Genomic DNA, 22,351 nt, shown 5'->3' on the forward strand with positions numbered 1-22,351 from the left:
TACACCTACTCCCTCGACTTCATCGCCGACAAAGGCACCACCACCGAAAAGAAAACCGAACTCCGCAACTTCGCACCTCGCGCTCACTAGATTCCACCGACAACAGATGCCGGTCGCCTCAACGGGGCGGCCGGCATCTGCCGTACTCTCCCATCCTCCCCAGAGCACAATGAGCGGATGATCACCGCAGCTCTGGCCCGAGCCCTCCGCGACGCGGGGCTCCGGTGGCACCCCGCCCCCGGAGACCGCTTCGCGATCGACGGCGACGAATTCGCCGACGAAGTGTTCACGATCAGCGAGATGACGATCGAAGCGCACGACTACTCGGGCACGACCGTGCTCGGCTTCAACGGCACCACCGAGTGGGCGCTCGACTCGGTGGCGGCCGACGACTCACTCTGGCTTCCTCGAGAAGACCAGCTGCGGATCCTTCTGGGCCCGTCATTCCGCTCGCTCACCCACCAGGGCACCGACTTCACCGTCGAGACCCAGCTCGACAGCTACTCGGCGACCGACGCCGAAAGCGCCTACGCCCTCGCCTTGCTCGACTACATCAAGTCGAGCCTCGAGATCAGCCCCGACGAACCGACGCCGTGACCGTGAACTTCGGGTTGCGCGTCACCTGACGCGTCTCGCCGACGACCTCCTGCAGGGTGTCGCGGTGTTTCAGGTGCGAGTTGTAGACCGTCCAGAGCTCACCACCCGGCTTGAGCACGCGGGCAGCCGCCTCGAAGAGCTTGAGCGCGACGCCCGGCTCCACTGCCGCGTCGACGTGGAACGGCGGGTTGAGCAGCACCAGATCGAAGGATGCGTCGGGCTGACTCGACAGGGCATCGTCACGCACCACGGTCACCCGCTCGGCCACCCCATTCGCCTCGGCAGTCGCTCGCGTCGATGCCACCGCCGCTGCCGACTGGTCGCTTGCCACGATCTGCGCGGACGGGCGCGCGACCGCCGCGGCCACGGCGAGTACACCCGACCCGCACCCGAGGTCGACGATCGTCTCGGCCCCGGGCACCGCCTGCGGCAGGACCTCGAGCAGCGCCCTGGTGCCGATATCGATCTTCGCGCCGGCGAATGTGCCACCGAACGCGGCAATCTCGAGCCCGAGGTCGTCGTGGTGCTGCGTGCGCGGCCAGGTCGACTCGACCGGTGGGGAGACAGGCTGGGATGCCGTGAGCACCCGCGACTTTTGCCGGGCGAGGCCCGCGTACAGCACCTCGAAGTGCTCACGGAGCACGTCGTTCATCGTGGTGGCCATGTGCTTGAGGCGGCCGCCCGCGAAGACGACGACCTCGGGATCGGCGTGGCGCGCAATCAGGCCGGCGATCTCGTCGAGGGCGGCGAGACTGCGGGGAAGCTGGAGGAGCACGACCCGGGCGCCCGCCACGAGGCTCTCGTTAAGCGGGTGCTGGGTGTAGGTGCCGGCAAGGCCCGCTTCGTCGGCATTGAGGCCGAGCGCGAGTTCGCCGACGACGGGATCCTGGTGCACGCGAATGCCCGTCAGGCCGTGGAGGGCCGCTGCGCCGAGCGTCAGCGCGCCGTAGTGATCACCGATGACGACGACCTGGCCCACAGAAGCCGCGCCGAGCGCCGAGGCGGCTTCGTCGAGGAGGAGGCGGTCGGTCGCGTCGACGGCGACGAGGTTCGCGGCTTCGAAGTCGGGGCGGCGGCGGAGGTCGGCGAAGTCGAAAAACATGGTTCAACCCTAGGGGGGCGGCCCGGCGTGCCCGACTCAGGCGACGACGTCGACGAGGGGCCCTTGCCCGGCGATGCGGAATCGCGGCGGATCGAGCACGGGCGCCGCTTCGGGGACTGCTGCGACGAAGAAGCCGCCGCTGCCGACCATCCGGCCGCCGATTGTGGCTCCGGCCATTGCCCACACCTCGCCGTCGTTGCGGGTGATCTCGCCGGTGACCGTGCCTGAAATCTCAAGCAGAGCGCCCGGATGGACGACGATCGAGCCGGTGCACGTGCCGCTGAGCAAGACGTAACCACCCGGTTCGATCGTGAGCTTGTCGGCCACGGCACCCCGAAGATCGAGCGACCCTCCGTCACAGACGAGAGCACCCCGCAACGCTGTGCCGGTGAGGACGAGCGGCTCTTCGACGACGAGAGGATGAGAGACAGCCCCTGACACCTTCTTCATGGGTGAACTCTAGGAGCACTAGGCAGCCCTGTCGAGACATGGCCCGGCCGTCGTGCGGCGGTATCGAACCGTTCGGTCGCCTCGGAGTTGCCGTTCACTTCTTATTCTGCATTCTTAATGAAGTACTTGACAGATATACAGCCGGCTAGAAGAGTGAACAGATCATTCGCACCTTGACCAGGAGAGAGTCATGCCTGTCCCCATCGTCAGCTCCCCCTCCAGCCCGCGCATGCTCATGCGCGACAAAATTCGCCACGAGATCAGACGCGCAATCCTCGACGGCACATTCACTCCCGGCGAGCGCCTGTCCGACGACGAACTCGCCGAATGGCTCGGCTGCTCGCGCACCCCCATCCGCGAGGCCCTGAACGATCTCGAACACGCTGGCCTGATCGAGGTGATGCCGAACCGCTACACACGGGTCGCGTCGCCGCGGCCCGAGGAGGCCTTCGAGGTCGTGCAGACGCTCGGGGTGATCTTCGGCGGGGCCGTGCGCCTCGCCACGCCACTTCTCGTGGATGACGTGCGGGCGCGGATCCTCGACTCTCTGGATTCGTGCCTGACCGACCTCGAGCGCCGTGATGTTCCGGCTCTCAACGTGCACACTCTGGCAACCTTCGACCTCTTCGTCGAGCAGTGCGGCAACTCGCACCTGATCAAGCTGTGCCACGACACGAGCGCAGGCCTGGCCTTCAAACTGCGCCTGCCTAACCTGGTGCGCATCTTCAACTGGGCTGACCTCGCGCAGTCGTTCCGTGATCTGCGGTCTGCCGTCGAGGCCGGAGACGCGATAGCGGCGGAGTTGGCCGCCGAGAGGCTGCACCAGCTGCCCGTCACAAGCCCGGAACCCCAGCGCGTCAGCTCGTAACGACCGCCCGCCCGCTGAAGCGAGTGAGATAGATCGCAGCAGCCGCAGCCGCTACGGCCGTCATCGCCGGCGCGAACGACCCCGAGAGGGCGAAAGACACAGCGAGCGCCACTACGGCCACGATCAGGTCGGCCAAGACGGTGGCCCGCCAGCCCGCAGCCGATCGACGCTTCGGCGTGATCACAAACAGGGCGCGACGCCCGATGACGACGTGGACGACCGAGCGCAGGGTGGTCCAGAACATCGAGCTGTAGAGCGCGAAAGCGCGGCTGAGGAAGACTGCTCCGGTCCAGGGAGTTGATCGACTCGTGCGGCGAATCGCCTCCGGCAGGAGTGGCGCTAGGCCGCTCACCGCGAGCCCGAAGCCGACCCACGGGGAGAACAGCGGAACCCCGAGAGAGGAAGTTACGAGCGAGGTCGCGAACAGGAGGATGCCGAGCAGCGAACCGAGCGGGATCATGACGAGCTCGGCGAGGAGGTCGAGTTTTTCAGCCGCGCTCATTCTCGAGCGGAGAGCCGGTAGCGCGAAATGGCGAATGAGCTCTGTGGCCCCCTGCACCATCTTGCCGTGCTGCTTCTTGAAGGCGTGATAGTCGATCGGGAAGTCTTCGACGCTGACGATGTCGGGGGCGTACTTCACGCGGAACCCGGCCTCGCGTGCCTGGATCGTGAACGCGACGTCTTCGGCGACGACCTCGGGAAACCCGCCGGTGGCGCGAACGACGGCATCGCTCAATAGCGCCCCGCGACCCATGAACATCGAGAAGCCGACCGCCGAACGCGACAGCTGGTTCGTGGCGACATGGGTGCCGAGCATGGGCGCGAACTCGCTGGTGAACTGGGTGTCGCCCACCTTCGCCTCATGGCGACCCTGGACGACGCCGATGGGGTCGCCCGCGCCACCCGCAGCGAAGTGATCGAGCGCCCGCTCGACGAAGGTGGGTTGCAGGATCTCGTCGCTGTCGAGGATCGCGTAGTGCTCGAACCGCGGTCCGGTGCGAAGGAAATGGTTGAGATTGCCGGCCTTGAAGCCCGTCTTGATCTCACGCCGAACGACGAGCGCACCCAGTTCGATGGCGAGACGATCGACGGTGGCACGCGCGTCGACCGAGGAGGAGTCGTCGAGAATGACCACCGTCACGTCGTCGTGAGTCTGCCGGGCCGAGAGGCGAAGAGCCTCAGGGTTGACGTCGTCGGCCGTGCAGTAGAGCAATGCGACCCGAGACGAGGAACCCGACGACTCAGGCACCGACGCGGCTCGCGCCCGGCGGAGAGGACGGCGGGCAAGGAAGAACGCGTAGGCGCGGAGCCCGCCCAGCCAGACAGTGCCGATACCTAGCCCCAGCGGGAGTGCGACGACCACGTCGATCGCGTCGAGGGGCTGGCGCACAACGAGGATGCCAGCGATCGCCAGAGCGCAGAGGGCGATCCAGGCGACAACATTGGCGACGAAGTAGGCCTGCGCCACGGCCAAGGTAAGGCGGCGAACCGGGGTGCGGCCGGCACCCGGAGATCGGGTCTGGGTCGGGTTCTGGACCGCGGGACTTGTCTGCGTCAGGGTCATAGCTCGATCCTAGGCTCGATAGTATTTCGGATATTCATACCTAGGGCTGATTTAGGTGTCGATCTCAGGTGCCGTTCCAGAGAGAGCGATAGAACGCGGTTCTCTGCCCATCGGGCTTCACACCGTAGGCCTGCAGAAAGAGATCGTCCCAACCTGCGCCGTAGTTCCACTCCAGACTCATCGTGGCCACAGCGATATCAGCCCAGCGGTCAGCAACTCCCATCGCATCCAGATCGACGTGGCCCGCCCAGCTCCCGTCATCGGCGATGAGGGTGTTGGGGGCGCACGGGTCGCCGTGACAGACCACGAGACGATCGACGGAAGGGACGGGGCCGAACGGGAGAAGCGCAGGATCCTTCGTGGTCGCCTTCTCAGACCGCCCCAGTCGCATCTCGACCGACCAGTCGAACGGGCACTCGTCCACCGGCAGCGCGTCGTGCAGCCGCCGCAGGCCCGTGCCCAACGCCGCGACCGCGCGCTCCGGCTCGGCACGCCACCGTGCGTCGACGGCGCTGCGACCCGGGAGCCCCTCCGTCACGAGCCAGTCGGCATCGGAGTCGCGACCCGAGGCCAGCACTCTCGGCACGGGGGTGTAGGAGACGGCCCAGCCGAGGCGCTCCTCTTCGGCGCGGAGGTCGAGACCGCGGCCGCGAGGTGCCCACTTCGCGAATCGGCGCGTCGCTCCGTCACCGAGCTGGAACGTCAGACCACCGACCTCGTTGAGCCAGACGGGCGTGATCTCGGCACCGGCCGCGAGCTCGTCGATCCGCGGGGGAACCGCGACCGGACCACTCGGCAGCTGAGCTACCTTCATCAGAGCATGCTCGCAGGATCAGCCGTGCGGGCGCCAGAGGACGACTGCTGTGGGGCGTTGAGGCCGGGCGCCATGCCGAAGGGGAACGGCACCCCCGTGCTGCGATGCCGCGAAGACACGCGACCCCGGCCGGTTGAGCAATTCGTCGGCCAAAGCCGATTCGAGCTCGCGGACCCGCGACTGAAGTGCGGTGACCTGATTCTCGAGCTCGAGGATCCTTTTGATTCCTTCCAGGCTGACACCCTCACCGCTCAGCCTCGAGATCTCCCGCAGCTGATTGACGTCGCGCATCGAATACCGCCGAGACTTGCCGGCTGTTCGCGTCGGGGTGACGAGCCCCAGTCGGTCGTACTGCCTCAGCGTCTGCGGGTGCATCTCGGCGAGCTCGGCCGCGACCGCGATCGCGAAGATCGGGGAGTGTTCATCCATGGCGGGCCTCCGCATCGGTTCGGTGGACTTCTGCTGCAGGAGTGGTCGCTACTGACGCGCTCGATCGAGCAAGTCGCTCCGGGGGTTCTCGCCGGGAAGCGCCTCGGCCAGAGCCTCGACGGCCTCGCGAGCCCGGTCACTGAGGTGCGAGGGAACCGCGACCTGCACGGTTGCCAGCAGGTCTCCCTTGCCGTCTTTCGCATCGACGCCGCGCCCCTTTACTCGCAGGACGCGCCCGCTCGGGGTGCCCGGAGCAACGCGCAGCCGGACCGGCTCGCCACCGAGCGTCGGAACCTCGATGGTCGCCCCGAGCGCCGCCTCGGCGAAGGTCACAGGAACGTCGAGACGGAGGTTGAGGCCGTCGCGCTCAAAGATCGGGTGCGGTCGCACAGCCACCGTCAGAACGATGTCGCCGGATTCGCCGCCGTCGGCACTCGGCTCTCCGCGGCCACGGAGGCGGATCTTCTGGCCGTCGTGCACGCCCGCGGGGATGCGCACCTTGATCGGCTTGCCCTGCGCCTGCGTGAGAGTGATCGTGTCGCCTCCGATGGCGGTGCGGAAATCGAGCGTCGTGGAGGCGACGATGTCGCGACCCTTGGTGGGCCCGCCGTAGCCGCGGTAGCCGCCCGAGGTCTGCCCGAAGCCGCCGCCGCCGAACATCCCGCTGAAGATGTCTTCGAAGCCGCCACCGCCGCCACCCGAGGTGCGTCGACCGCCGCCCTGCTGGCCGAACATGCCGCCGAAGACGTCTTCGAAACCGCCACCGCCACCGCCTTGAGCGCCGGAACCGGCCGTGAATCGGGCCCCCGACCCCATGGCGCGGATCTGGTCGTATTCTTTGCGCTGCTCCGCGTCGGAGAGCACCGAGTGGGCTTCGGAGATCTCTTTGAACTTCGCTTCGGCCGCCGCGTCGCCCGGGTTCGAGTCGGGGTGGTACTTGCGGGCGAGCTTGCGGTAGACCTTCTTGAGCTCGGCCGGGGTGACGTCTTTCGAGACGCCGAGAACGGCGTAGAAGTCTTTGTCGAACCAATCCTGGCTGGCCAAGGGGCGCCGCCTTTCGTGTGTTTCAGAAGTCTGCTGGTTCCAAGTATGGGCGGCGGGCCCCCGAGGGGACCCGCCGCCGGTAGTGCTGGTGGTGTTAGGCCGGGACCGAGACGGCGACCTTGGCCGCCCGAAGGACTCGGTCACCGAGGGTGTAGCCCGGCTCGATGACGTCGGCCACGGTGTTGACCGTGACGTCGGCCGTCGGGAGCTGGACGATCGCCTCGTGGATCTTTGGGTCGAACACGTCGCCCTTGGCACCGATCTGCGTCAGCCCGAAGCGGTCGAACCCGCCGCGGAGCTTCTGCGCGATGACCACCATGGGCCCGTCGGCGAGGTCGCCGTGCTGCTCGGCACGGCTGAGGTCGTCGAGGGCCGGCAGTACCGCCCGGACGACCTCGGCGATCACGGCGTCGCGGTTGGCTTCGCGGTCACGCTCGACGCGCTTGCGGAAGTTCACCAGCTCGGCCTGAGCACGGAGCATGTCTTGGCGCATGTCAGCCACGAGGTCGACCGACGCCTGATCGAGGATGGCCTCGTCTTCGGTGCTCAGTTCGACATCGGGGCCCTCGGCCTCGATGAGCTCCTCCGCGCCGTCGACGTCGGCGGTGCCGCCGTCTTCGGAGGGAGTCGCTTCACCGGGCTGCGGCTGATCGGCGGCGGGCACGGTGGGCTCCTCGTCGGGAGCGCCGTTCTTCTCGTCAACCATCGGCTACTTCTTGTCGTCTTCGTCGTCGACGACCTCGGCGTCGACGATGTCTTCGTCGTCGCCCTGAGCCTGGCCATCAGCCGGCTGCTCGTCGGTGGGTGCCGAAGCGGAGGCCTGGTCGGACGCATAGAGCGCCTGACCGATCTTCTGCTGCGACTCGGAGAGCTTGTCGACGGCCGGCTTGATGGCCGCCTCGTCGTCGCCGGCGAGAGCCGTCTTCAGCGCGTCGACGTCGGCCTGGACCTCGGTCTTCACATCGGCAGGAAGCTTCTCGTCGTTCTCCTTGAGGAGCTTCTCGATGGAGTAGACCATCTGCTCGCCGTTGTTGCGGACCTCGTTCGCCTCACGGCGGGCCTTGTCTTCGGCTGCGTGCTCTTCGGCCTCGCGGACCATGCGGTCGATGTCATCTTTCGACAGCGACGAGCCGCCCGAGATGACCATCGACTGCTCTTTGCCGGTGCCCTTGTCTTTCGCCGACACGTGCACGATGCCGTTGGCGTCAATGTCGAAGGTGACCTCGACCTGCGGGATGCCGCGGGGCGCCGGAGCGATACCCGTGAGCTCGAAGGTGCCGAGGTTCTTGTTGTCGCGGGTGAACTCGCGCTCGCCCTGGAACACCTGAATCGCTACGGACGGCTGGTTGTCGTCGGCCGTGGTGAAGGTCTCGCTGCGCTTGGTCGGGATGGCCGTGTTGCGCTCGATGAGCTTGGTCATCGCGCCACCCTTGGTCTCGATACCGAGCGACAGGGGCGTGACGTCGATGAGGAGGACGTCTTTGCGCTCTCCCTTGAGGACGCCGGCCTGGAGGGCTGCTCCGACGGCGACGACCTCGTCAGGGTTGACGCCCTTGTTGGGCTCCTGGCCACCGGTCAGCTGCTTGACGACCTCGGTCACGGCGGGCATGCGGGTGGAACCACCCACGAGCACAACATGCGAGATGTCGGAGACCTTGACGCCGGCCTCCTTGATGACGTCGTTGAACGGCTTCTTGGTGCGGTCGAGAAGGTCGGAGGTCCACTGCTCGAACTGCGAGCGCGAGATCGTCTCGTCGAGGTTGAGCGGACCCTCTGCCGTCAGCGTGAGGTACGGGAGCTGAATGCTCGTCGAGGTCGAGGAGCTGAGCTCCTTCTTCGCCTGCTCCGCGGCCTCTTTGAGCCGCTGCTTGGCGATCTTGTCGGTCGAGAGGTCGACGCCGTTCGCGTCTTTGAACTTCTTGATGAGGTGCTCGACGATGCGGTTGTCCCAGTCGTCGCCGCCGAGGCGGTTGTCACCCGAGGTCGAGCGCACCTGGATGGTGGAGAAGTCGTCGTCTTTGCCCACCTCGAGGAGGGAGACGTCGAAGGTTCCGCCACCGAGGTCGAAGACCAGGATGAGCTCGTCTTCTTTGCCCTTGTCGAGGCCGTAGGCGAGAGCGGCGGCGGTCGGCTCGTTGATGATGCGAAGCACGTTGAGGCCCGCGATCTCGCCGGCCTCCTTCGTCGCCTGACGCTCGGAGTCGTTGAAGTAGGCGGGGACGGTGATGACGGCGTCGGTCACGTCTTCGCCGAGGTACTGCTCGGCGTCGCGCTTCAGCTTGCCGAGGATGCGCGCCGAGATCTCTTGCGGGGTGTACTTCTTGTCGTCGATCTCGACCTTCCAGTCGGTGCCGACGTGACGCTTGACCGACGCGATGGTGCGGTCGACGTTGGTGACGTTCTGGCGCTTGGCGGTCTCACCGACCAGCACCTCGCCGTCTTTGGTGAACGCCACGACCGAGGGGGTCGTGCGAAGACCCTCGGCGTTGGCGATAACGGTGGGCTCGCCACCTTCGAGGACGGCCACCACCGAGTTGGTGGTACCGAGGTCGATTCCTACTGCACGTGCCATGTGGCTGTTCTCCTTCGTCGTGCGGGTGCTGCGCAAGGCAGCCGAACAAATCTGAGGATCGGGGTTGAGTCCGACTGGCTCAAGTTTACGCATCGACTTCTCCACGTCAAGTTGAATGGTCAAAACTTGAGCAACGTGGACTCAACTCTAAGAAAAGTCGGATGACCGCTCCGGCGACGGAGCGGCCCTTTTGACAGGGTTGGGTCTACTTCCGCGTCGAGACCGATCGCGGCACCGGGTGACCCGAGGCCTCCGCGCGGCGACTATCAAAGCCTGCGAGCGGGCGAGAGCGGACGAATTCGATGCTCCCCGTCGGCGGTCTGCCGAGAGACGGGTGAGGGCTGCCGCGACGTAGGGATCCGGACCGTGGCCCCCCGGCCGGTCGATCGGTTTCCCCACAGTTGGCGCGGCAGCCCCTCTGAGCGTCTCGATGATTCGGGCATCGAGGTCGGCGTCTCTTCCGACGAGATCAGAATCGCACCAACCCATTCAGTTCGACAGAATCACATGTGCTGGCACCCGAACGGGGGGTATACCCACCGAGCTGGGGGTTTTCTCCGAAATCGACGAACCCTAGACTTCGTGCAGGAGGACCGATGAGCAACCCGATGCCCGCCGACCGCACCGAAATCGCCGACAGCCTGCGCCTTCCCGTGCTGCGCGTCGCCCTGGTCGAAGACCACGAGATCGTCGCCGTCGGCTTCGCCGAACTTCTGCGACAGTACGCCGACATCGACGTTGTGACCGTGGCCGCAACCGTCCGCGAACTCGATTTCGTGGCCGCCCCGGTCGACCTGGTCGTGCTCGACCTCCGGCTCGGCGACGGTTCGAGCGCCACAGACAACATCCGTCAGCTTGCCGCGGCAGGGATCGACGTGCTGATCCTCACCGCGGCAGAAGACCCGCAGGCCATCCGCGACGCAGCGAAGGCGGGTGTGCTCGGGATCGTCCGCAAGTCGCAGCCCGTCGACGAACTGGTCGAGGCGATCCGCGCGGCGGCGAGCGGCGAGACGGTCGCCGGCCTCGACTGGGCCGCCGCGATCGACGGCGACGCGGGGCTCGCCGACGCCGGGCTCAGCGCCCGCGAGCAAGAGATCCTCGCGCTCTACGCCTCCGGCGAGAAAGCGCAGTCGGTCGCCTACCTGACCGGCCTCTCGAAGTCGACGGTGGCCAACTACGTCTCGAGGATCCGGGCGAAGTACGCCAACGCCGGGCGCCCCGCCCACACCAAAGTCGATCTGCACCGGCGCGCCGCCGAGGACGGCCTCATCGGCGGCGACCTGCCCGCGCGCCGAGAGTGACGGCCCCGGCTCCTCGCGGCGGATCGGCCCTCGACGACGCGGGCGAAGCGGAACGCCGCGTCCTCCGCATCATCTACCTCTCAATCGGCATCGGGGGGCTGGTGTATCTCGGAGTCGGCTTCGGCAAAGCGGCGGCTCAGATCGAAGCCATGGAGCACGGGTGGGCCCTCGTCGCCTACCTGCTCGCGGCCGGCGGCCCGGTCGTGCTCGCGACGACGTCTCTCTGGTTGCCGCTTCGGATCCTGAATCGGATCGCCGGCGCGTACGCGCTCGTGTTCCTGGCCGTGATGGTCACCTTCCCCCTCTTCGCGCGGCCACCCCTGCCCGACGACGGTTCGCCGTGGACCAACGACCTCATGGCGATTCCCGCAATCGCTCTCGCCATCGGGGCGCGCCAACGGACGATCTGGCCGTACGTCGTCGTGACCGGCATCACCTCCGGCGTGATCCGCTCACTCACAGCGCCCGACGAGGGGCTCGCGGTCGCGGGGCTCGACCTGCTCTACAACACGTTCTTCGACACGGTCTTCGTCGCGATCACCCTGGTCAGCCGATCGAGCGCGCGCCGATTGGACGAGGCCGCCGCCGCCGCGCAGATCAAGACCTCCCGGGAGGCGGAGACGACCGCCCGGGTGCAGCAGCGGATCCGCATCGATGCTCTCGTGCACGATCACGTGCTGTCGGCTCTGCTCATCGCCTCCCGCGCCGACGACGTGCCGACCCCGGCGCTCCGCACTCTCGCCGCGACCACGCTCGCAACCCTGAGCGAAGACGCCCTCCCGCCGAGCGAGCTGCTGAGCGGCGACGAGTTCGTCGGGCGACTTCGATCGTCGGTCTCGTCGCAGTCGAGTGGAATCGAGTTCGAGATGTCGGTCAACGAGGCACGCATTCCCTCCGACATCGCTCAGGCGCTTCTCGAGGCGACAGCGGAAGCCCTTCGCAACTCCCTCCGGCATGCGGGGCAGGGTCGAGCCGAGGTCACACGACGGGTCAGCGTGCGAACGGCGACCTCGGGCATCGAAATCGGCGTGACAGACGACGGCGTCGGATTCAACAGCCGAAGGATCCCGCCGGAGCGCCTCGGGGTGCGTGTCAGCATCCTGAACCGCATGTCCACTCTGCCCGGCGGCTATGCCGACGTCGACAGCGGGCGCGGCACCGGCACCCGGGTGACGATCGGCTGGCGGTCGGAGATGACCTCGTGACGACCAGCGCTCCGTCGTTCCTCCGCCTCACCGGGGCCGCGACGACTCTCCTCTTCGGCCTGTTCGCGCTGACCCACATCGCCGTGGCCCTCTACGGCCTCCCGCAGGACACCGTGCCGGCCCTGACGCTGGTCGCCCTCGCGTGCATTCTGCTCGCGGGCTATCTCGTCACGCTGCCGGCCGAAGAGCCCTTCCCGCTGCGGCTCACGCTCGTCGTGGTCGGCCTGACGACGCTCGGCTCGCTCAACGCCTGGAACCTGCCGGACCGGGGCTGGCCGGGCTGGGCGACCTGGCACTGGGGCGCGGTGTCGTTTGTGCTGTTCCTGCTCACCCTGAGGGGCCGGCCGGGATGGACCTGGATCGGCTTCGGCATCATGACCGGCCTGACGATCGTCTGGAGCGTCGAGGTCGGACGAGGGGCGGCCGCCGGTATCGGCTTCGTAATCCGCTCCGCCGCCCTCGTGCTCGTCGTCTGGCTCTTCTCGCTCCTGCTCAGCCGCACCAGGAGGGCGATCCGGCGACTACAGCGGATCGAGCTCAGCCGTGTGCGCTCCGAAGCGGCGGCCACCGCGGCCCTCGAAGAGCAGAACACCCGCCTCGAGCAGCTGCGACACCTGGCCACGCCGGCGCTCGAACGGCTCCTCTCGGCGGAGCGGATCACCGAGGACGACCGACAGGCATTCGCGCTCGTCGAAGCGGGTCTGCGGGATCAGCTCCGGGCCAGCAACCTGGCGACGACTCGCGTGACGGACGCGGCGACCCGGGCTCGCGCCCGCGGCATCGACGTGTCGCTGCTCGACGACCGTCACGGGGCCGAGGTATCGGAGAGCGTGCGTGAACGCGTCGAGTCGGTGGTGGTCGAGCACCTCGACGCGGCAACCGGGGGCCGGGTGGTCGCCCGGCTCCTGCCCGAGGGCCGAGACTCCGTCGCCACCGTGCTCGCCTCCGACGGGGAGTCGACGACACGCGTCGCCATCCCCGAAGAATGACGCCGGGGCGTTCCGCGCCGGTGGGCTGTCGCCGACACCGTTCATCCGGCCGCGGTAGCGCCCTGGCTCCCCGACGGGATATCGTCGCGACATGACTCAGGCGACGCTGGCTGACACCACCCCGGTTCCGCGCCGGCGCATCGTCTCGTGGGCGCTGTGGGACGCCGGCTCGGCGGGATTCAACACGATCGTCATCACGTTCGTCTTCTCGACCTACCTCGCCTCCAACTCGTTCGTCTCCCCCGACATCGTGGCGGCGGCCGGCTCCAACGCCTCGAACGCGGCCCTGGTCGCCGCGAAAGCGCACAACGCCTCGGTCGTGTCGACGGCACTGACCGTCGCGGGGCTGCTCATCGCGTTGCTCGCCCCTCTCCTCGGACAGCGCTCCGACGGAACCGGCAAGCGAAAGCTCTGGCTGGGCGTGAACACCGGCATCGTGATCGTGGTCATGATCGCGATGGTGTTCGTGGCGCCGATCCCCTCGTACCTGCTGCTCGGGGCGTGCCTGCTGGCTCTCGGCAGCGTCGTGATCGAGTTCGCGAACGTCAACTACAACGCGATGCTGGTGCAGGTGTCGACCCCGAAGAACGTCGGGCGCGTCTCGAGCTGGGGATGGGGCGCCGGCTACCTCGGCGGCATCGTGCTGCTCGTGATCCTGCTCGTGCTGTTCATCCAGAGCTTCGGTGTCGAGGGGCACGCGGGACTGCTCGGCCTCGACTCATCGATCGCCGGCGGCGTGTGGACGGTGCGATTCGCGATCCTCGCCTCGGCGGCCTGGTTCGCCCTGTTCGCCGTGCCGCTGTTTCTCGCCGTTCCGGAGATGCCGCCGACCGGCCCGGCCCGGGACCGCCTGAGCGTGCTCGGCTCGTACCGACGCATCGGCCGGACGATCGCCGAGCTCTACCGCAAGAACCCGCAGGTGCTGCTCTTCCTGGCGGCCTCCGCCGTCTACCGCGACGGCATCGCGGCCGTCTTCACGTTCGGCGCGATCATCGCGGCGGTAGTCTTCGGCTTCACGCCGACCGAGGTGCTCTACTTCGCCGTTGCCGCAAACGTAGTCGCCGGCACCGGGGCCTTCTTGGCAGGGCGCCTCGACGACCGCCTCGGCGCAAAGACGATCATCGTCGTGTGCGTCGGAGGTCTCGTGGTGGCGGCCGTCGCGATCCTCTTCGTCGGTGACGGCAAGGCGGGGTTCTGGGCCTGCGGCCTCTTCCTCTCGCTGTTCGTGGGCCCAGCCCAGTCGTCGAGCCGCTCGTTCTTGGCCCGGGTGACCCCGCCCGGGCGCGAAGGCGAGATATTTGGGCTCTACGCGACGACCGGCCGCGCCGTCAGCTTCATGGCGCCGGCCCTGTTCACGCTGTTCGTCACGCTGACCGGCGACACCCGGTTCGGGGCGATCGGCATCGCCATCGTGCTCACTGTCGGGCTGGTGCTCATGACTCGGGTGCACGCGACTCAGCGCGCGATCGACTGAGCCGCTGGGTCGGTGCTGGCCGGGCCGGCCGGGCCGGCCGCGCTGGCCGCGTCGCGGGCCGCGTGCCGAGTGCCGCCAAATGCTCGGCGGGCTGCCTATCGGACGACATTTGGCGGCATTCGTCGACCCGAGGAATACGTCGGTCGGCGCCAGGTGTCGCCGCCGCACTCGCGGGAGGTGGCACCCCCGTCGAGACGTTTTGCGCGGCATCAAATTTGACGCCGATCGAGGCGGGCGGGCGTGCCGCGGTGACGGCTAGTTCTTCGTGGAGTCAGAGATCGCGGCGGTGACGAACTCCGTAAAGGTGAGCTTCGTGCCGTCCCAGGACTTGCCGTTGACGATCACGGTGGGCGTTCCGATGAATTTTTTCAGGTCGCTGCCCTGCATCGCGTTGTCGCCTGCGCGCGAGGTGGCATCGGCCACCCAGCCCGCGAACTCGCGGTCGTCGATGGCCTTCTCGATGCTGGAGAGGTGGTCGATTCCCTTGACGTCGCCGGCAAGCGCCTTGAGTCGAGCGTCGGAGAGACCCGCGGAGTTTTCGGCCGGCTGGGCCGCGAAGAGAGCCTCGTTGAACGCGAAGTACGAGTCGGGCGAGTAGTTGGCGACCGCGGCGGCAGCGTTCGCCGCTCGAGTCGAGTAGTCGGTGCCCATCGATGCCCGATCGAGGATCGCGATCGGGTGGTACTCGATGGTCGCCCCGCCCGACTTCACGAGACCCTTGATGTAGCCGCCGTTCTGCTGCTCGAACGCTCCGCAGTTGGGGCAGAGGAAGTCGCTGTAGAGGCGAATGTGAGCGACCTTGTCAGTCGACGGCGTCGTCGTCGGGGTGGGCTCCTGGCCGGCCGCGAGGGCTGCCGTGCGCTCAGCCACGAGCCCCTTGCCGATGACGATGCCGTCGCTCGCCATGTTGCGCGGGCCGGGCCCCGCCGGCTTAATGCCGGTCACGATGACGAGCGCGACCACGGCGACGAACGCCACGATGCCGACGAGAATGCCCGATCGGACGAGCAGCTTCTGGCGAAGTTCGCGCTTTTTTTGCGCCGCCATGGCGGCTCGGGCACGCTCTCGGGCGGCTTCGCGGCGTTCGAGCTTGGTGGGGCGGGCGGGGTTCGGCACTGCATTCTCCTCGCGATCGGGGCACGGTCGAAAAAGAGAATACAAATATTACATGCCGAAACGCTGAGAGGTCAGCCCCGCTCGGTCTCAGCCCATCGCGTTCGCCTTCGCCACCTCGCCGTACCAGTGCGCGCTCGGCTTCGGGGTGCGCTCGAACGTCTCCTTGTTCCAGGCGATGAGCCCGAACGTCGGCCGGAATCCCGAGGCCCACTCGTAGTTGTCGAGTGCACTCCAGTGCTGATATCCAAGAACGTCGACACCCTCCTCGATCGTTTGGTGAATGCCCTCGAGCGCTCCCTGCGTGTAGGCGATTCGACGGTCGTCGTCGGCCGTGGCGATGCCGTTCTCGGTGACCATGACGGGCACGTGCCCACTGAGCTCCCAGGCGGCGCGGATGCCCTCGGCGGCGGCGGGCGGATAGAACTCCCAGCCGGTCAGCGTCGTCTCGAGCCCCTCGGCGACAGGGCGAGGGCCCTCCGGCCCGATGAACGTCTGCGTATAGGCCTGCACCCCGACGAAGTCGTCGCCGCGGGCGTTCTCGAGGTACCAGTCGTCGCGGGGGTACGCGTACTCGCGGAGCTTCTCGGCCGCGCCGGGCTCGTCGACGGCCTTGAACGCCTGCGTCGCGACAGTCCAGCCGGTCTTCAGGCCGGACACCTGCGACAGCACCTCCCGCGAGCGCTTGTGCGAGGCCAGGAGGGCGTCGGCCACCTGCAGGTCGGGATCGGGCAGGCCATGAGCGACGAGGTTCGACGCGTCCTCTCCCCCGGCGAGCATGGCCGCGATGTTGGGCTCGTTGATGGTGCAGACGTAGCGCACGCCCTCCGACACGACCGGCAGGGCGGCCTCGGTGTAGCGGGCGAAGAGGTCGGCCGCGTCGCTCGCCCGCCAGAAGCCGTCGCGCTCGAACCAGCGCGGCACGGTGAAGTGCATCAGTGTGACGATCGGCTCGATGCCGAACTCGTGGCAGGTGTCGACCATGCGGCGGTAGTGATCGAGCTCGGCTCGCGAGACGAACCCGCGCTCGGGCTCGATGCGGGCCCACTCGATGCTGAACCGGTAGCTGTTCAGCCCGAGCTCCGCGAGGGTGCGGATGTCGTCGCGGAACCGGTGGTAGCTGTCGGCCGCGTCGCCCGAGGGCTCGACGATCGAGGTGCCCGGTGTGTGCTCGTGCACCCACCAGTTGCTGTTGACGTTGTTGCCTTCGATCTGGTGCGCCGCGGTGGCGGCACCCCACAGGAAGCCATCGGGGAAGGTGAGCACGGGTGCTCCTTTCGGGGAGGAAACGGGAAGAAGACGAGGATCCGACAGGGTCACGTGGTCCCGTGCGCTCGCGCCGGGTTCGGCACGGCGTCCAGCAGCGCGACCGTGTACGCGTCGGTCGGTCGCTGCAGCACTTCGGCGGTCTCGCCGCGCTCGACCACGGCGCCGTCGTGCAGCACCATGATGTTGTCGGTGATGAGCCTCGCGCTGAGCAGGTCGTGCGTGATGTAGAGCAGGCTGACGCCCCACTTCTCGCGGAGGTCTTCGAGCAGCGCGAGCACGCCGGCGCGGAGCGACACGTCGAGCATCGAGACCGGCTCGTCGGCGATGATCACCTGGGGGTCGGAGGCGAGGGCACGAGCGATGACGACGCGCTGGCGCTGACCGCCCGAGAGCTCGTGCGGCAGCTTCGCGGCGAACTGTTCGACCGGCGTGAGCCCGACGGTGTCGAGCAGCTCGCGGACGCGATGCCGAGCGTCGTCGCCCTTCAGCCCGGTGAAGTTCACCACGGGGCGCATCAGCGTGTACTCGATGGTGTGCAGCGGGTTGAGCGCGGCGTACGGGTCTTGGAAGACCATCTGCACGTTGCTGTGAAGGTCGCGCAGCTGGCCGCGGCGGAGCTTGGCCACGTCGAGGCCGCCGAACAAGATGCTCCCCTCAGAGGGCTTCTCGACGCCGGTGATCATCTTGGCGATCGTCGACTTACCCGATCCCGACTGGCCGACGAGCGCGAGCGACTGGCCGGGCTCCAGTGTGAACGAGACGTCGCGCACCGCCAGGACCGGCTGCTCGCCGCGGCGGGGCGGCGGGTAGGTCTTGGAGACGCCCTTCACGACGATCGACTCCTGCGCGGTGCTGATCGACCTCGTCACGACGGTCGGCGCGTGCTCGGGCGACACGAGTGCGCTGCGGCTGACACCCTGGTCTCGGCGGATCGAGCGGTCTTCGAAGCCCGGGAGGGAGACGATTTCGGCGCGAGGGTCGGCGTAGTGGCTGAGCAGCATCCGCGTGTAGTCGGCCGAGGGGTTGCTGAGTATCTGAGACGACGGACCGTCTTCGACGATGACCCCCTCGTGCATCACCAGCACTCGCTCGGTGGCCTCCAGCACGATGCCGAGATCGTGGCTGATCAGCACGGCGGTGAAGCCCTCGGACTTCTGCAGGTCGCGGATCGTGTTCATCACCGCGTGCTGCACGAGCACGTCAAGGGCCGTCGTCGGCTCGTCGAAGACCATTAGCTGCGGCTCGAGCGAGAGAGCCAGGGCGATGGACACGCGCTGACGCATGCCTCCCGAGAGCTCGCCCGGAAAGCGGTCGAGCGTCGCCGCGGGCAGCTCGACCTTGCCGATCAGGTCGCGGGCGCGCTGCTCGCGACGGTCGTGCGGCACGTGCCCGTGCGCCTTGAAGACGTCGAAAAAGTGGTTGCGGATCGATCGCACCGGGTTGAGCGCGTTCATGCCCGACTGCAGCACCATCGCGAAACCGCCCTGCCGCTGCTCACGCAGGGCCTCGGAGTCGATCGAGGCTATGTCGCGACCGTCGAAGAGGATCCGGCCGTGGCTGATCCGAGCCGGGGGCTTGGACAGGCGGGTCAGCGCGAACCCCAGGGTCGATTTGCCGGATCCTGATTCACCGACCAGCCCGACGAATTCGCCGCGCCGGAGATCGAACGACACGTTCTCGACGGCGAACGTCGGGTCGGCACCGGCGGGCTCGTAGACGACGCTGAGGTCGCGGACCGACAGGAGCGCGTCTGAGGGGGCGGCGGGACCGGGGGCTTCGGTGCTCATTTCGCGGCCTTTCGCGATTCGCGGAGTCGCGGGTTGCTGAGGCCGTCGACGCCGAAGTTGATGAGGGTGAGACTCGTCGCAAGCAGAGCGATGCAGAGACCCGGGGCGAATAGGAGCGCCCACTGACCGGTGAGGAGGGCGTTGGAGTTCTGTGCCCAGAAGAGCATCGTTCCCCAGCTGACCGTCGACGGGTCGCCGAGCCCCAAGAACTCGAGGCCGGCCTCGGCGAGGATCGCGCTCGTCGCGGCGCCGAAGAAGTTGCCGACGATGAGCGAGGTCATGTTGGGGAGGATCTCGCGGAAGACGATGCGAGCCGGGCGTTCGCCGCTGAACACGGCCGCCGTCACGAAGTCGCGACCGCGGAGCGACTGCGTCTGGCTGCGCAGCACGCGCGCACCCCAGGCCCATCCGGTGATCACGACCACCAGGATGATCATGCCGATGCCGCCGTTCTGCAGGTAGGCGGCGATCACGATCATGAGCGGCAGCCCGGGCACGACCAGGAACAGGTTGACGACGAAGTTGATGACGTCGGCTCCCCAGCCCTTCACGTAGCCCCAGCTGAGGCCGATGAGCACGGCGATGGCGGTCGAGAGCAGGCCTGCCACGAATCCCACGAAAACGCTGATTCGGGCGCCCTGGATGAGCTGACTCAGCACGTCTTCGCCGGCCGCGGTCGTTCCGAGCCAGTGGGCGGCACCCGCGTCCTGGCTGCGAGCGAAGGTGGTCGCGCTCGGGTCGTAGGGAGCGAGCAGCGGGGCGAAGATCGCCACCACCACGAAGAGCAGGAGGATGATCACGCCGATGCGGGCCTTGGTATTCGACCAGATGGTCGAGGCCACACGCGTGATCACCTGCCAGGGGCCGGGGGCGGCCAGCAGCGTATCGTCGACCGGAACGGTCTCGGCGCTCGGGTTCAGCGGTGTCGTCGTCATCGTCGCACCTCTACTTTCTGGTTCGCGGGTCGAGGACGCCGTACAGGATGTCGACGAGGAAGTTGGCGAGCAGCACGCTCACCGTGATCATCAAGAACAGGGCCTGCATGAGCGGGTAGTCCTGGTTGGTCACGGCCTTGAGCAGCAGGTAGCCGATGCCGGGATAGCCGAAGACGGTCTCGACCAGCACGGAGCCGCCGACGACGCCACCGAGGGCGAGCCCGAAGCTGGTGAGGTTCGGCAGGATCGCGTTGCGGGCCGCGTAGCGGAGCGCCACCGTGCGGGGCTTCAGGCCGTTGGCCTCGGCGAAGGTGACGTAGTCGTCGCCGAGGGTCGAGATCATCGTGTTGCGCATGCCCAGGATCCAGCCGCCCAGCGACGTGATCAGGATCGTCAACGCGGGAAGCACCGCGTGGACGGCGGCCGAGCCCAGGAACGCCGCGTTGAGGCCCGGGGTGTTCGTCACCCCGTAGGCGCCCGACGTCGGGAAGATCTTGAAGACGTAGCCGAGGAAGAAGAGGAGCAGCAGGGCCGTCCAGAAGTACGGGAACGCGCTGGCGAACGAGCCGCCGAGAGTCGGCAGGGTGTCGAGCCAGGTGCCGCGCTTCCACGCCGCCAGCACGCCGAGGAGCGTGCCGCAGACGAAGGCGACGATCGTCACGAGCCCGACCAGGATCAGGGTGTACGGCAGCGCCTGGCTGACGAGCTCGGCGACCGGCTGCGGATAGAAGGTGTAGCTGATGCCGAACTGCAGCGTCACGACCTGCTTGAGGTACTGGAAGTACTGCTCGAGGACGTTGCCGTCGGGCACACCGAGCTGGATCTCGATCGCCTTGCGCGTCGCCGCCGTGACCGGGCCGTTCTGCGACAGCTTGGCGATCGCGGCATCGGTCGGAGAGCCCGGCATGAGCCGCGGCAGGAAGAAGTTCAGCGTGATGGCCGCCCACAGGGTGAGGATCAGCAGGCCGACCTTGCGGAGTGCGTACTTCACTTGGTCGCCTCCGACTTCTTCAGGTGGGTGAGGATCAACAGCGCCGTCGACACGTACGTCTTCGGGCTGGTGTACGGGTCTTTCGCGCTGGGCCAGCCGGTGAACTTCTGGGTGGAGAAGAGACCCCAGGATCCGCCGTAGTACAGCCCGATCGAGGGCAGCTCGTCGTAGTAGATCTGCTGCAGCTGGTACCCCAGCTCCTTCTGCTCCTGCTCGTCGGTGGTCGACTTGAACCGGGTCAGAAGAGCGTCGACCTCCGAGCTCTTGTAGCGGCCGAAGTTGCCCGATGCCTGCTTGCCGATCGGCGCGTAGAACTCGCTCGACAGGTTGTTGGCGAAGTCTTGGTACACCGATCCGGTGCCACCGACCGAGCCCATGGCGAGCTGGAAGTCGCCGTTGCGGAGGGCGAGTTGATACGCCGCCGGTTGAGGCTGAGCGACCTTGACTGTGATGCCGATCGCGGCCCACTGCTTGGTGATCGACTGCACGGCACGGAGCCAGTCGGTATACCCGTTGGCCGTCGTGATCGTGATGGTGAGCGGCTTTCCGTCGGATCCTACGAGTTTGCCGTTCTTGGTCGTGTAGCCGGCTTTGCCGAAGTAGCTCGCCGCGGTCTTGTCGTTCTGGGTGATGAGGCCCTTGTCGGGGATCGCGGGGTTGAGCAGGGCGTCCTGGTTGGGAAGCAGCATGCCGGTCTGGCCGGCCTGCTCCATGTAGCCCTCGGCGGCTGCGTCGCCGACGGCCTTGCGGTCGAGGGCGTAGCTGAGGCCCTTCCGGAAGTTCACGTCGTTGAACGGCTTCTCGGTCAGGTTCGGGAACAGGCTGATCGTGCCTCCCGGCGGGAACCAGTAGGTGTTCGAGGGATTCGCCTTCTCCCACGTGCCCTTGACGTCGGTGATGAACGAGAAGCCCCAGTCGTAGCCCTTCGTCACCACGTCGAGCTGCGTGTTGCTCGCCGGGTAGACGAGGTGCTCGGCCTCGACCTTGTCGGCCTGCCAGTAGAGCTCGTTTTTGTCCATCGCGTACTCCTGCGGCGTGAAGTTGCCGAGGGTGTACGGGCCGGTGCCGACCGGATCGGGGTTGGTGAAGGTCGTCGGGTCTTTCACCTTCGACCAGATGTGCTCGGGCACGATCTGCGTCTGCTCGATGACCTGCGCGGCCGGCACATCGTCGCCGTTGAGGTGCACCACGACGTCGTCGCCCTTTACCTCGACGCTCTTCATGTACTGCCACGCGCCCTTGAGGTCGAGGCTCGGGTTCTTCTTCAGGAGGTCGAAGGTGAATGCGACGTCGGCGGGCGTGAAGGCCTGGCCGTCAGACCACTTGACACCCTGGCGGATCGTGAAGACGACGGTCTGCGGATCGGGAATGGTCGTCTTCGATGCGAGCCACGGCACGTCTTCGCCCGTGAGGTCGTTGAGGATCGCGAGCGGCTCGAACATGTTCCAGCTGCCGATGCGGGTGTTGGGCAGGTACGGGTTGAAGACCCGCTGCATCGACGGGCTGCCCGTGTCGGCCGCGATCAAGAGGGTGTCGGCGCCGAGGCTCGGGTCGGGCGCGCTCTTGATGTCGATGCTGCAGCCGGTGAGGACGAGGGCCGAGGTCGCGAGTGCGGCGATGACCGCCGTGAGGCGGCGCCGGCGTTTCGGGGTGTTCGTGTGCATCTTTGCCACGTGCTTTCTGTGCGGTCGTCTTCGACATCTCCGTCGGTTCAACTGTGCCCGAGTGTAAGCGCATACATTCACTGCACGCAAGGGCCGCCTGCCGAATTTGAAGGAGATCCGTGGAGGCGGGGGCGGCGGATCCTTGATTTCTCGTTCGGGGCTGGGCGTTTTTCCTTCGAATTC

20 protein-coding genes are annotated in these 22,351 nt (G+C 67.2%); 6 read left to right on the forward strand and 14 right to left on the reverse strand.

What is annotated here, in order from left to right:
- The first annotated feature begins 177 nt into the window (after positions 1–177).
- Complete coding sequence (locus tag ITJ49_RS13020; RefSeq protein WP_194605998.1) at positions 178–597, forward strand: pilus assembly protein CpaE; 420 nt, start codon at positions 178–180, stop codon at positions 595–597.
- Here ITJ49_RS13020 and ITJ49_RS13025 read toward each other — a convergent pair.
- Positions 572–1,699, reverse strand: coding sequence for a class I SAM-dependent methyltransferase (locus ITJ49_RS13025; RefSeq protein ID WP_194606000.1), 1,128 nt, complete (start codon positions 1,697–1,699; stop codon positions 572–574). The two genes, ITJ49_RS13020 and ITJ49_RS13025, sit on opposite strands and share 26 nt — an antisense overlap.
- A 36-nt stretch (positions 1,700–1,735) precedes the next feature.
- Positions 1,736–2,149, reverse strand: a complete 414-nt coding sequence (locus ITJ49_RS13030; RefSeq protein WP_194606002.1) for a hypothetical protein — start codon at positions 2,147–2,149, stop codon at positions 1,736–1,738.
- 190 nt (positions 2,150–2,339) lie between these two features.
- Between ITJ49_RS13030 and ITJ49_RS13035 the strand changes: the two genes are divergently transcribed.
- Complete coding sequence (locus tag ITJ49_RS13035; protein WP_194606003.1) at positions 2,340–3,017, forward strand: GntR family transcriptional regulator; 678 nt, start codon at positions 2,340–2,342, stop codon at positions 3,015–3,017.
- Here ITJ49_RS13035 and ITJ49_RS13040 read toward each other — a convergent pair.
- From ITJ49_RS13040 to dnaK, 6 genes are all read right to left on the reverse strand, one after another.
- Entirely contained in the window at positions 3,007–4,581 is a 1,575-nt protein-coding gene (locus ITJ49_RS13040; protein ID WP_194606005.1) for a glycosyltransferase, read from the reverse strand. The two genes, ITJ49_RS13035 and ITJ49_RS13040, sit on opposite strands and share 11 nt — an antisense overlap.
- 64 nt (positions 4,582–4,645) lie before the next feature.
- Complete coding sequence (locus ITJ49_RS13045) at positions 4,646–5,395, reverse strand: aminoglycoside 3'-phosphotransferase (RefSeq protein ID WP_194606007.1); 750 nt, start codon at positions 5,393–5,395, stop codon at positions 4,646–4,648.
- A gap of 18 nt (positions 5,396–5,413) precedes the next feature.
- Positions 5,414–5,824 (reverse strand): heat shock protein transcriptional repressor HspR, encoded by a 411-nt coding sequence (locus ITJ49_RS13050; RefSeq protein WP_194606009.1) that lies wholly within the window; start codon positions 5,822–5,824, stop codon positions 5,414–5,416.
- A 48-nt stretch (positions 5,825–5,872) separates the two neighbouring features.
- Positions 5,873–6,868, reverse strand: a complete 996-nt coding sequence (locus ITJ49_RS13055; protein WP_055961180.1) for a DnaJ C-terminal domain-containing protein — start codon at positions 6,866–6,868, stop codon at positions 5,873–5,875.
- A 94-nt stretch (positions 6,869–6,962) separates the two neighbouring features.
- On the reverse strand, positions 6,963–7,574 hold the full coding sequence (locus ITJ49_RS13060) for a nucleotide exchange factor GrpE (protein WP_228514477.1): 612 nt from the start codon (positions 7,572–7,574) through the stop codon (positions 6,963–6,965).
- Between the two features lie 3 nt (positions 7,575–7,577).
- Positions 7,578–9,440, reverse strand: coding sequence for a molecular chaperone DnaK (dnaK, locus tag ITJ49_RS13065; protein ID WP_055961183.1), 1,863 nt, complete (start codon positions 9,438–9,440; stop codon positions 7,578–7,580).
- A gap of 596 nt (positions 9,441–10,036) precedes the next feature.
- On the opposite strand from dnaK, the gene ITJ49_RS13070 reads away from it, so the two are divergent.
- The 4 genes from ITJ49_RS13070 to ITJ49_RS13085 all read left to right on the forward strand — a co-directional run bounded on the left by ITJ49_RS13070 (position 10,037) and on the right by ITJ49_RS13085 (position 14,409).
- Positions 10,037–10,741 (forward strand): response regulator transcription factor, encoded by a 705-nt coding sequence (locus ITJ49_RS13070; protein ID WP_228514478.1) that lies wholly within the window; start codon positions 10,037–10,039, stop codon positions 10,739–10,741.
- Positions 10,738–11,946, forward strand: a complete 1,209-nt coding sequence (locus tag ITJ49_RS13075; RefSeq protein WP_194606011.1) for a sensor histidine kinase — start codon at positions 10,738–10,740, stop codon at positions 11,944–11,946. The genes ITJ49_RS13070 and ITJ49_RS13075 overlap by 4 nt, the downstream gene beginning before the upstream one ends.
- On the forward strand, positions 11,943–12,935 hold the full coding sequence (locus tag ITJ49_RS13080) for a hypothetical protein (protein WP_194606013.1): 993 nt from the start codon (positions 11,943–11,945) through the stop codon (positions 12,933–12,935). The genes ITJ49_RS13075 and ITJ49_RS13080 overlap by 4 nt, the downstream gene beginning before the upstream one ends.
- A gap of 91 nt (positions 12,936–13,026) precedes the next feature.
- On the forward strand, positions 13,027–14,409 hold the full coding sequence (locus ITJ49_RS13085) for an MFS transporter (protein ID WP_194606015.1): 1,383 nt from the start codon (positions 13,027–13,029) through the stop codon (positions 14,407–14,409).
- A gap of 255 nt (positions 14,410–14,664) precedes the next feature.
- Here ITJ49_RS13085 and ITJ49_RS13090 read toward each other — a convergent pair whose 3' ends face one another.
- From ITJ49_RS13090 to ITJ49_RS13115, 6 genes are all read right to left on the reverse strand, one after another.
- Positions 14,665–15,525: a thioredoxin domain-containing protein gene (locus ITJ49_RS13090; RefSeq protein ID WP_194606017.1), complete on the reverse strand. Its 861-nt coding sequence runs from the start codon at positions 15,523–15,525 to the stop codon at positions 14,665–14,667.
- An 87-nt stretch (positions 15,526–15,612) separates the two neighbouring features.
- A complete protein-coding gene (locus tag ITJ49_RS13095) occupies positions 15,613–16,788 on the reverse strand; it encodes a family 1 glycosylhydrolase (RefSeq protein ID WP_194606019.1) in 1,176 nt (391 codons plus the stop codon).
- A 50-nt stretch (positions 16,789–16,838) separates the two neighbouring features.
- A complete protein-coding gene (locus tag ITJ49_RS13100; RefSeq protein WP_194606020.1) occupies positions 16,839–18,578 on the reverse strand; it encodes an ABC transporter ATP-binding protein in 1,740 nt (579 codons plus the stop codon).
- Positions 18,575–19,513, reverse strand: coding sequence for an ABC transporter permease (locus ITJ49_RS13105; RefSeq protein ID WP_194606023.1), 939 nt, complete (start codon positions 19,511–19,513; stop codon positions 18,575–18,577). The genes ITJ49_RS13100 and ITJ49_RS13105 overlap by 4 nt, the downstream gene beginning before the upstream one ends.
- A gap of 10 nt (positions 19,514–19,523) precedes the next feature.
- On the reverse strand, positions 19,524–20,504 hold the full coding sequence (locus ITJ49_RS13110; protein ID WP_194606025.1) for an ABC transporter permease: 981 nt from the start codon (positions 20,502–20,504) through the stop codon (positions 19,524–19,526).
- Positions 20,501–22,168 (reverse strand): ABC transporter substrate-binding protein, encoded by a 1,668-nt coding sequence (locus ITJ49_RS13115; protein WP_194606248.1) that lies wholly within the window; start codon positions 22,166–22,168, stop codon positions 20,501–20,503. The genes ITJ49_RS13110 and ITJ49_RS13115 overlap by 4 nt, the downstream gene beginning before the upstream one ends.
- Positions 22,169–22,351: the final 183 nt, after the last annotated feature.

This window comes from Frondihabitans sp. VKM Ac-2883, assembly GCF_015350875.1.
In the GTDB taxonomy this organism is placed as follows: Bacteria; Actinomycetota; Actinomycetes; order Actinomycetales; family Microbacteriaceae; genus Frondihabitans.